The organism is Scytonema sp. UIC 10036 (genome assembly GCF_009725235.1).
Genome location: NZ_WJFC01000326.1, coordinates 1 through 10,117 on the forward strand (window position 1 = coordinate 1; position 10,117 = coordinate 10,117).

Annotated in this window: 7 protein-coding genes and 2 pseudogenes; 6 read left to right on the forward strand and 3 right to left on the reverse strand. The window is 42.5% G+C overall.

All coding sequences use genetic code 11. The features are described from left to right. From F7734_RS58850 to F7734_RS58880, 6 genes and pseudogenes are all read left to right on the forward strand, one after another. Nucleotides 1–1,607 (forward strand): glycosyl hydrolase family 65 protein (locus F7734_RS58850; RefSeq protein WP_155753443.1); only part of this gene is annotated, 1,607 nt, incomplete at its 5' end. Between the two features lie 403 nt (nucleotides 1,608–2,010). Then, on the forward strand, nucleotides 2,011–2,799 hold the full coding sequence (egtC, locus tag F7734_RS58855; protein WP_155753445.1) for an ergothioneine biosynthesis protein EgtC: 789 nt from the start codon (nucleotides 2,011–2,013) through the stop codon (nucleotides 2,797–2,799). Beyond that, nucleotides 2,799–4,106 (forward strand): annotated as a pseudogene (locus F7734_RS64920) (SUMF1/EgtB/PvdO family nonheme iron enzyme); the annotation flags it as partial. The gene egtC and the pseudogene F7734_RS64920, both read left to right, overlap by 1 nt. Before the next feature lie 24 nt (nucleotides 4,107–4,130). Further along, a complete protein-coding gene (locus F7734_RS58870) occupies nucleotides 4,131–5,810 on the forward strand; it encodes an MFS transporter (RefSeq protein ID WP_347566477.1) in 1,680 nt (559 codons plus the stop codon). Nucleotides 5,811–5,956: 146 nt separating this feature from the next. After that, entirely contained in the window at nucleotides 5,957–6,994 is a 1,038-nt protein-coding gene (gene egtD / locus F7734_RS58875; RefSeq protein WP_155753447.1) for an L-histidine N(alpha)-methyltransferase, read from the forward strand. A gap of 448 nt (nucleotides 6,995–7,442) precedes the next feature. Continuing rightward, nucleotides 7,443–7,994 (forward strand): response regulator, encoded by a 552-nt coding sequence (locus F7734_RS58880; protein WP_155753448.1) that lies wholly within the window; start codon nucleotides 7,443–7,445, stop codon nucleotides 7,992–7,994. A gap of 12 nt (nucleotides 7,995–8,006) precedes the next feature. Here F7734_RS58880 and F7734_RS64925 read toward each other — a convergent pair. The 3 genes and pseudogenes from F7734_RS64925 to F7734_RS58895 form a co-directional block, all read right to left on the reverse strand. Beyond that, a pseudogene (locus tag F7734_RS64925) lies at nucleotides 8,007–8,210 on the reverse strand (type II toxin-antitoxin system HicB family antitoxin); the annotation flags it as partial. 347 nt (nucleotides 8,211–8,557) lie between these two features. Continuing rightward, nucleotides 8,558–9,166, reverse strand: a complete 609-nt coding sequence (locus F7734_RS58890) for a hypothetical protein (protein ID WP_155753450.1) — start codon at nucleotides 9,164–9,166, stop codon at nucleotides 8,558–8,560. 159 nt (nucleotides 9,167–9,325) lie between these two features. Continuing rightward, the gene (locus F7734_RS58895) at nucleotides 9,326–9,913 is read right to left on the reverse strand and encodes a thylakoid membrane photosystem I accumulation factor (RefSeq protein ID WP_155753451.1); all 588 of its coding nucleotides are present in this window, start codon (nucleotides 9,911–9,913) and stop codon (nucleotides 9,326–9,328) included. Nucleotides 9,914–10,117: the final 204 nt, after the last annotated feature.

The window sequence follows — 10,117 nt, forward strand, 5'->3', positions numbered from 1 at the left end:
TGTCTACCTTGTCTACCCCCTCTCCCTCACTCCCCCACACCTCCATCTCTTTCCAATGTTCGCCACAACAAACGGTGACAGTCGAAAAAATTATCACCGTCTTCACGTCACGGGAAACAGAAACTCCTATTGCCACTGCCTTAAATAGATTGGATCGAGTACCCAGTTACAGTACTTTGTTAGCTGCTCACATTGCTGCTTGGGAAAAAGTGTGGCAAGACAGCGATATTATTATTGAAGGCGATATAAAAGCTCAAATTGCCGTTCGCTACAACCTCTTCCAGTTACTTGCTGTTGCTCCCTGTCATGACGATCGCGTCAGCATCCCTCCAAAAACACTTTCTGGTTTTCCCTATAGCGGGCATATTTTTTGGGACACAGACATTTTTATCCTACCCTTCATGACTCTGACTCAACCTGCACTGGCGCGGAACTTGCTGACATATCGCTACCACACTATTGAAGGAGCAAGACGCAAGGCAAAAGAAGCTGGATATACAGGTGCAATGTACGCTTGGGAAAGTGCCACAACTGGCGATGAAGTCACCCCCCGTTGGGTACCCACTCCACAAGGTGAGCCCATCCGTATTTGGTGCGGTGATATTGAAGTGCATATCAGCACTGACGTAGCTTATGCTGTTTGGCACTACTGGTTGTATACGGGTGATGATGAATGGATGAGAGATCGCGGTGCTGAAATTATTCTAGATACAGCTAAGTTTTGGGAAAGTCGAGTTGAGTGGAACCCAGAGCGCAATTGTTATGATATCCGTGATGTCATTGGACCCGATGAAAATCACGATCGCGTAGATAATAACGCCTTTACCAATTTAATGGTACAGTGGCATTTACAATCGGCTTTAGCTCTATGGGATTGGTTGTGCCAAGCTTACCCTGACAAATCAGCACAACTGAAAACAAAACTTGATTTGGAAGCAGAACGGTTTGAAAAGTGGGCGTGGATTGCCAAAAAACTTTATGTCAATCAAGATCCGCACACTGGTTTAATGGAACAATTTGAGGGTTTCTTCCAACTTGAAGATGTCAACTTAGCTGAATACGAACCTCGGACAAAATCAATGCAAAGTCTTTTGGGAATTGAAGCCACAAACCAAAAGCAAATTCTCAAGCAGCCAGATGTATTGATGCTCATGTATTTATTGCGCGAGCGCTACGACCAAAACATTTTGCAAACCAACTGGAACTACTACAGCCCCCGTACCGATCACAGCTACGGTTCCTCCTTAGGTCCTGCAATTCACGCCATTCTTGCTTGCGACTTAAATCAAACAGCAGAAGCTTACACCCATTTTATGCGAGCCGCGTTAGTTGATTTAGAAGATGTGCGCGGTAACGCCGCAGAAGGAGTTCATGCTGCGAGTGCGGGTGGAGTTTGGCAAGCAGTCGTCTTTGGGTTTGGAGGAGTCCGCATGACTCAATTTGGTCCTGTTGCTTGTCCCAATCTTCCTCAAGGTTGGACTCGCCTCAAGTTCCGCTTGAACTGGCACAACGAATGGTATGAGTTTGATTTAACGAGTGGCGATCGACTTGGGGAAACAACGGTACAAGAAGAACAAACAGCAGTCTTGGTAGAGGCGGCTGCTTAATTTCACTCGTTTGTAGTTGCGCTGTCTTCGCCCTTGATACCAAATACACCACGTCATGTGGGAAAACGACGAGTTACGAAGTTGATAAATCACTCTAAGCCGACTGATTTATCAACTTCATTATCTAAGTTGGCGTAAATAATCCTTACTGCCCACCGTTCGATATTGTGAGGCATAGCCCTACCTACTTTCAAGTCGGTGCAAATAATCTTTTTGCTTTGTAGTTGGAACGCATGCGCTGAAGCGCAACTACAAACAATATTAAGTTTTATCATAAAATATAATTTGTGATGCAAGCAGAGAAAGCCTCAAGGGCAAATAGCACTGTAAATTTATCGCTAATTCAGGAAATTCTCAGCACATCAACCTAATTTTGAAATTGTGGAGCACAAATTCCCCGCTTATGTGCCGATTACTTGCTTATCTCGGTTCCCCTATTTCTCTTGAACCTTTATTATATCAACCCGACCATTCACTGATAGTTCAAAGCTACAAACCACGTGAAATGCTGTCTGGTGTGGTTAATGCCGATGGCTTTGGTGTTGGTTGGTATCATTCTCGTCACCAGACCGAACCATTCATCTACAAAAATACACTACCCATTTGGAATGATATTAACCTACCAAGCCTCAGCCGTTACATAGAATCGGGATGTGCGATCGCTTACATTCGCAGTGCTACCCCCGGTCAAGCATTAGATTTTAGTAACTCTCAACCGTTTCAGTATCAGAATCTGTTATTTATCCATAATGGTAGAATTGACAAATTCCGGCAAACTCTCTACAGACCCATACGCAGTCAATTAAATGATGAAATTTACAAATGGATTGGTGGAAATACAGATTCAGAACATATTTTTGCTTTAGTGCTCAACCAGTGGTTAGCTAATCCAGGTAAAAGTTTAGAGCAAGCTTTACACATAACATTACTCGAGTTAACAGAGTTAGCACAAAGCCATCAAACCTATGTCCTTGCCAATATCATCATCAGTGATGGAAAACGCTTAATTGCTTCTCGCTTTGGGACAAAATCACCTGCGCCATCCCTTTACTGGTTGTGTAACGATCCAACTTTTCCCAACTCTACCATTGTTGCATCTGAACCGCTATTCACTGGTAACTGGATTCCTTTTGAAGAAAATAGCATCCTCAGTGTCGGAGAAAATTGTGATATCAGAATCGAGCACATCTAATTTAAAAGAAACAATTTATAGTGCATACCATCAATGTCGCACTAAAACCCTTACCCTATTTGAAGAAATTGATGAAGTTACCTTTTGTCAGCAAGCTCATGCGGACTTTAGCCCTGTTGGGTGGCACTTAGGACATATTGCGTATACTGAGTCCTTATGGCTGTTAGAACACACGGCAGGTTTTCCATGCTTGTTTCCACAGTACCGGAAGTTGTTTGCAGCTGATGGCTTGCCAAAAATAGAGCGAGTCAAATTACCCAGCTTAGAAGCAATTCGTTATTACTTAGATACTGTTAGAGACAAAGTTTTACACTATTTGGAAGTAGCCCCTTTCGATAAGCAAGATCGTCTTTGGCATTTCATACTACAGCACGAAAGTCAACACTGTGAAATTGCTACTTTTGTGTTGGAAATTCTGAAGAGGGACAAGGGGGACAAGGGGGACAAGGGGGACAAGGGGACAAGGGGGACAAGGGGGACAAGGGAGACAAGGGGGACAAGGGGACAAGGGAGAGAGAGGAAAACTAATACCCAATGCCCAATGCCCAATGCCCAATGCCCAATGCCCAGACATGATTAAGATTCCATCTGGGGAGTTTGAGATGGGAAACAATTCAATAGATGCGCTAGATAATGAACGTTCAGCACATCAAGTTTATCTAGATACATATTGGATCGATCGCTATCCTGTAACTCGCCGACAGTATAAAGTATTTATGGAGGCAGGAGGTTATCAAAATCCGCAATGGTGGTCAAAAGCGGGTTGGGAGTGGCTGCAAACTGAGCAAGTTACACAACCACTTTACTGGTGTAGCGATCGCCGTAAGGAAAAACACCCAGTTTGTGGTATCAGTTGGTATGAAGCAGAAGCTTATTCACGATTTGTAGGGAAACGATTACCTACAGAAGCGGAGTGGGAAAAGGCAGCTAGTTGGGATGCTCAGTTGAAAAGTTGTCTGTTATACCCTTGGGGAAATCGAGAACCCATGCGACAACTTTGCAATCACAATAGTTTTAACAAAGGAACAACCCCTGTAGATGCCTTTCCTGATGGACAAAGTGCATATGGTTTGTACGATACTCTAGGTAATGTTTGGGAATGGACGGCGACTTGGTTTGATAGTTATCCAGGTTTCCAAAGTTATCCGTATATAGGATATTCCCAAGTTTATTTTGACCAACAGCATCGTGTTTTAAAAGGTGGTAGTTGGGCAACACGTCCTTGGGCATTGCGCTGTAGTTTTCGTAACTGGTATCATCCTCATATCCGCCAAATTCTGGCAGGATTTCGCTGTGTTAGTCTTTGAGAACGCAGGGGGCAGAGGGCAGAGGTGAATATAATAGGAAGTGCGATCGCATGGGATTTTGCTCCTCAAATATCCCATAGGTTACAATTTTCTGTGATTTTCGCTACAAAAAAACAAGCAATCATGGTCGAAGCAAAGCTGGTTCAGCAGGAAAATGCACCAAGTTTCGTGCAAAATCAAGTTGGACATTGGGTGCTACTATCAACAATTTTTGCCTCAAGTATGGCTTTTATCGATGCCTCCGCGCTAAACGTTGCCCTCCCTGCTTTACAGAGCAATCTTGGAGCAACTGGCGTGGAATTGCTGTGGATTGTGAACGCCTACTTACTCATGCTCGCCGCCCTCATCTTAGTGGGCGGTTCCCTTGGCGATCAACTAGGGCGAAAAAAGGTATTTGCTATTGGCATTTGCCTGTTTATACTGGCTTCACTGGCTTGTGGTTTCGCCCCAAGTACCAAATTTTTGATTGCAGCACGCATATTCCAAGGTATCGGGGGTGCAATGATGATTCCGGGAAGTCTCGCTATCATCACTGCCTATTTTGAGCCAGAACATCGTGGCGGAGCGATCGGAACGTGGTCGGCAGCAACGACAATTGTGACAGTAGCCGGACCGGTTCTGGGGGGCTTGCTATCAGATGCCGGATTTTGGCGTGGAGTTTTCCTAATCAACTTACCTATAGGAATCACGACGTTACTCATCCTCTACTTGAAAGTTCCAGAAAGTCGGAACGAACAAGCTTCTGTAAAAATAGATTACCTGGGTGCAATTCTTGCCACTTTAGGATTGGCAGGTTTGACATACGGTTTTATCTCCCTACACGATTTTGGCATTCACGATCCGCGCATTTATGGAACATTAAGTGGGGGTGCGATCGCGCTCTTGGCTTATGTCTTAGTCGAAGCACGTTCTGCCCATCCAATGATGCCTCTGCACCTTTTTAAATCGCGTACCTTTAGTGGCACTAACCTGTTAACTTTATTTCTCTATGGAGCATTGAGTGTCGGGACTTTCTTCTTGTGTCTCAATTTAGTCCAAGCACAGGGTTACAGCCAGTCAATTGCTGGATTGGCTGACATGCCATTTGCATTACTATTAAGTGGGTTGTCTCCTTGGGCTGGTGAGTTGGCAGATCGTTACGGTCCCCGCATACCGCTGATTGTTGGTCCTTTTCTCGCTGGGCTTGGTTTTCTGTTGATGGCTTTCGTAGGTTTGACACGCGGGGCTTCCGAATATTGGACAACTTTCTTTCCGGGCATTGTTGTCTTTGGGTTGGGTATGGCAATTACAGTGGCTCCGTTGACGACTGCTGTAATGGGTTCAGTCGGAACAGATTATGCAGGAACTGCATCGGGAATTAATAATGCAGTCTCGCGGACGGCTGGGGTGCTGGCGATCGCAATCGTTGGTTCCCTAGCGCTGTCTACCTATTCACTTTCATTACAAGAGCATACAACCTGTATTCACCTGTCCCATGCTGCACGGCTTCTACTACAATCTCAAGCCAGACAACTCGGTCAGATAGCACCCATTGTTGGGGTTTCACCGGAAAATGTGGATGCTGTGGAAACAGCAGTCAAACTTGCTTTCGTTGATACTTTCAAATTGGTAATGATAATATGTGCCGGATTAGCTTGGTTGAGTGCAGTAATGGCAGCACTGTTAGTTGAGAATCCCCCTAAGGAACAGGCGAATGGGGAGTAGGGAGAGAGCGAAAGGGTGAGGCGATCGCTATTACTTTATCCTACCGTTAAATAGAAAAGGCAGCCTTTCTGCTTAAATTTTGTTAACACCCCTTTCAACTTGATTTCATGTTGAAAGTACCAACCGCCCAAGTTAACGGAGGATAAATGTCTATATCTCAGGCTGTCGGCAGTAAAGAGACTTCCCAAAACACTTATGAAGAACGCTTGCAAATACAGCGTTTGCAGGAACCTACTTTGGTTATTTCTTCTTGTGTAGGAAGTGATGTCATTAAGGGATTAACTCAAAGAACTAAATCCTTACCCCCTCGTTACTTCTATGATGACCGTGGCTCTGAGCTATTTGAGCAAATTTGTGAATTACCAGAATATTATGTAACGCGAACAGAAACAGCAATTTTACAAGAGTGCGCTGGTGAAATTGCTCAAATAACTGGTTCGTGTGAATTGGTAGAACTTGGCAGTGGCAGTTCTACCAAAACCCGTATTCTACTAGATGCCTACCAACGGGCTGGTTATTCTTTGCAGTACGTTCCAATTGATGTCAGTGCTGGAATGCTGGAAAGCACTGCCCTACAACTTCTAGCAGAGTACCCAACACTAAAGGTTCAAGCACTGGCTGGAACCTATGAATTGGCGTTAGCACAGCTTGAACCCACCAAATTACCTACCAGAACGATCTGTTTTATTGGTAGTACCTTGGGTAATTTAAATTCTCAAGAATGCGATGAGTTCTTTTCTCAAATCATTCATGCTTTACAAGTAGGAGAATATTTCCTACTGGGTGTAGATTTGCAAAAGCCAAAACATTTGTTAAAAGCAGCTTATAACGACAGCCAAGGAGTCACCGCAGCATTTAACCTAAATATGCTAGAACATCTCAATCGGCTATATGAAGGAAATTTTGACATAACACAATTTGAACATTGGGCTTTTTACAATGAAACGCAAAATCAGATAGAAATGCATTTACGCAGTTTGCGATCGCAAACCGTCCAACTAAAAGCTTTAAACCTCACAATTTCTTTTGACCAAGATGAAACCATTCTCACGGAAATTTCCCGCAAATTTGACCTCAATACTATTCAGCAAGAATTGAAAGCAAAAGGTTTAGTACCGCAAAAAGTGTGGACTGACAAAAATCAGTGGTTTGGATTAATATTGTCTCAAATAACCCATAAGTAAAAGGGAACTCGCCTCGTTCCCAGCCTCAAGCTGGGAATGCCTGCTTAGAGGCTCCGCCTCCAGTACTTCAATAGAGAACGATGCAAATTCACCTCAATGTTTTGAAGTGATATGCGATCGCTTAGCGCTAGGAGAACAGAAGCTTTATAGGACACAATATTTCTTTCTCTCGATTTTAATTGAGATGGTTTTACCACATCAAACTTAAAATTTTTACAAAAAATTAAGATTTTTTACAATTTATTAATATTCTTTTTTCTCATTCTGCTGATAGATAAATTTAACCATAGTCATAGAGTTTAATCAGAATTGCTCAGACTAGCGAATGAAATTGTATTGATTGTACTGAAAGAACTCATTGCAATTGAAGTACGATTTTGTGAAACAGCTTATGAGAGATCGTTATGGCTTTACTTGTTAATCAAACTATATAGAAGTGTTTAGGCGTATGGAGAAAGTACAAGTCCTAGACGGTTTGCGAGTATTAGCAGTAGATGATAATGCTGATACTCTAGACTTGCTCAAATTCACTTTTGCAGAATTTAATGCACAAGTGACAACAGCAACGTCAGTCAGTGTTGCTCTAGAAGAAGTTGAGCGTTACAAACCAAATATTCTGATTAGCGATCTTGCTATGCCCATTGAAGATGGCTATTCACTCATTCGTAAAGTAAGAAGTTTAACAGAACAAACGAGACAAATTCCAGCTATAGCTTTAACAGCAATGGCAACTGAAGAATCGCGTACACTTGCTCTCAATGCGGGTTTCAACTCTCACATAGTCAAACCCTTCGATCCTGAAGAGTTAATTGCAGTTACTTCCAATCTTGCTCTAATTGCTTTGTACGATACCTGTCCGGTTTGTGGTACAGAAAAATTATCCTTTATTGAGTACGAGTCAAAGAACACAATTTGGTTTGAATGCCGCAGTTGCAAGTGGAACAAGTTTTATAAGCTGAATAAAGTTAAAGATGCTGGATTTGTCAATTGTTATCATTAAAGTCTTGACTAAAACCTCAACTTCATAAGCAATGCTTGTAGGTTGAGGGATGGTTTCTCCATCTTCAAGCATACCTTCTGTGTGAAATTCGATAGCTTCTTGAATCATCTGCTTCACCTCTTCTAGAGTATTCCCTGTGGCTACGCAGCCTGGTAAATCGGGAATGTATGCGGAATAATTAGCCTCAGCTTTTTCAAGCACTACCATGTATCGCATAATTTTCTCCTTACAACTGTGCTTGTGCCCGGTTAAGAGAAATTGTAGGTTGGGTAGAGCGATAGCGTTACCCAACAAATGCTGATAAATGTTGGGTAAGGTTCCTCAAACGCCACATCGCTCAACTCTGGAAACCAGAGCACGCGAGTGGCTCCCCAACCTACCTTGAATTTGTGTTTTTAGCAAAACCTACGTAGTATTGCTTCACGTACTTTAAACTTCTATCTTGTACAGTTGAAATCCCTGTTACAATATAGAGTAAATCTGTTACAAACAAGCAATAAATACAATTTTTGCTCTTAAACAACGGATTTGAGCGGTATAGTATATCTCCTACTTTGTATAAATTATCCAATAGGAAGATTTCCCGGATTGACTGCATGAACATACTCGCTCCCTGAAGCAGGAAATCCTCGCTTGTAAGAAGCTTCTTCTGGCTTACCCCATCCTAGTTGTAAAATTATTTCCAAAAAATTGGAATTTTCCCACTTCCATAAACTTGCCCACTCTGTTCTTTGAGTCATTCTATCTACATCAGAAATCGTTATTTGTCGGTATTCTTTATTATTATTAATGCTTAAGTACAAATCTAAGCCTAAAGAGACATTTCGCCAGAATTCTAATACGGAATTCTTTGCAGCTTTTAGAATTTCTAGATCTTTGGGTAAAGCTATAAGCTGTGCATCGACTTCTGGATAGCGTAAGGTTTTTTCTCGAATAGTTATCTCACGCCACACAATGCCGGAAACTTGATGTTCTCTTTGGTATTCGTGGATAGCAGCTTTGAAATCTTGATAAGCAGTAAACTTTTGCAATCCGTCAGTTTTGATAAATTGGTCTATGAGAGGATTGCCGGAGACGGTGGCTGCTAACTTTAGCCGCTTTCCTTCCAGACAAGCTTGGCGTTCGGAACGCAGAATTTGGATGAGTTCTTCTGTAGTGTAAACCTTTGACATATAAATTATGAATTATGAATTATGAATTATGAATTGAAGGTTCCATTATTCAGCATTCATCACTTTGCAATTATTTTATATATTATCACTGAAGTTATATTTTTAGATGTATTTAATATTACTAAAATATGAGGCAGACAATTTTGCCTGCCCCAAAAGTTACTGAGTGGTTAGCTCGCTGTTCAATTCGTTAAAGGAGCGTCTCTTTAATTCCACTGACTCAGAGCGGGGTAATAAATCAAACACTAACCTAAATTTGTTGTCTATTTCTTCATAGGGGACTTGACCCTTCTTGTTAAGAACCACTTGACCGGAGCGATCGACAACTACGACTTGGGGAACACCTCCAGAATAGTAATAACCTGCCTCTGTAGGGCTATAAGTTTCTTTAACTGGTAAGGCGTCCACATTGACAGGGATAATCTCTGTTACCCGACCGTAAAATTCCTGTACCCTTGAAACAATCAGGGCATATTCCTTGCAATCACTGCTGTCATCTACGTAGAAGAATAGCAGGGCAGGTTTATGCTCTGATAAAGCTTGGGAGAGTGTTGCTTTGGGGGGAACTAGTGAGCCGTTACCAGCATAAACCACAAAAATGTTGCCATCGTATCTGTCATCTTTTAGACCCGCCGATGCTGAATGTGTATCAATCAAGAACAAGCAGGAAAGGACTAGGAATACTGACAAAACCCGCCGCCCGTCTGGAATGAGATTGTGTAAAAATTGCCACTTGATGCCATTCATTCAAAAGAACCTTTTAATGTTTGTTTTTCCTGAGTTTGTGCTGAATGTCGCAAACTGGGGTGGAATTATAATGACACCTGCCACCAAGTTTTAGGATAACGTCTTTTGGGCAATGGGAAATGGCGAGACAAGGGAGAGGGGGGAGACATGGTAGACAAGGGAGAAAATTCTACCTTGTCCCCCTTGTCCCCCTTGTCCCCCTTG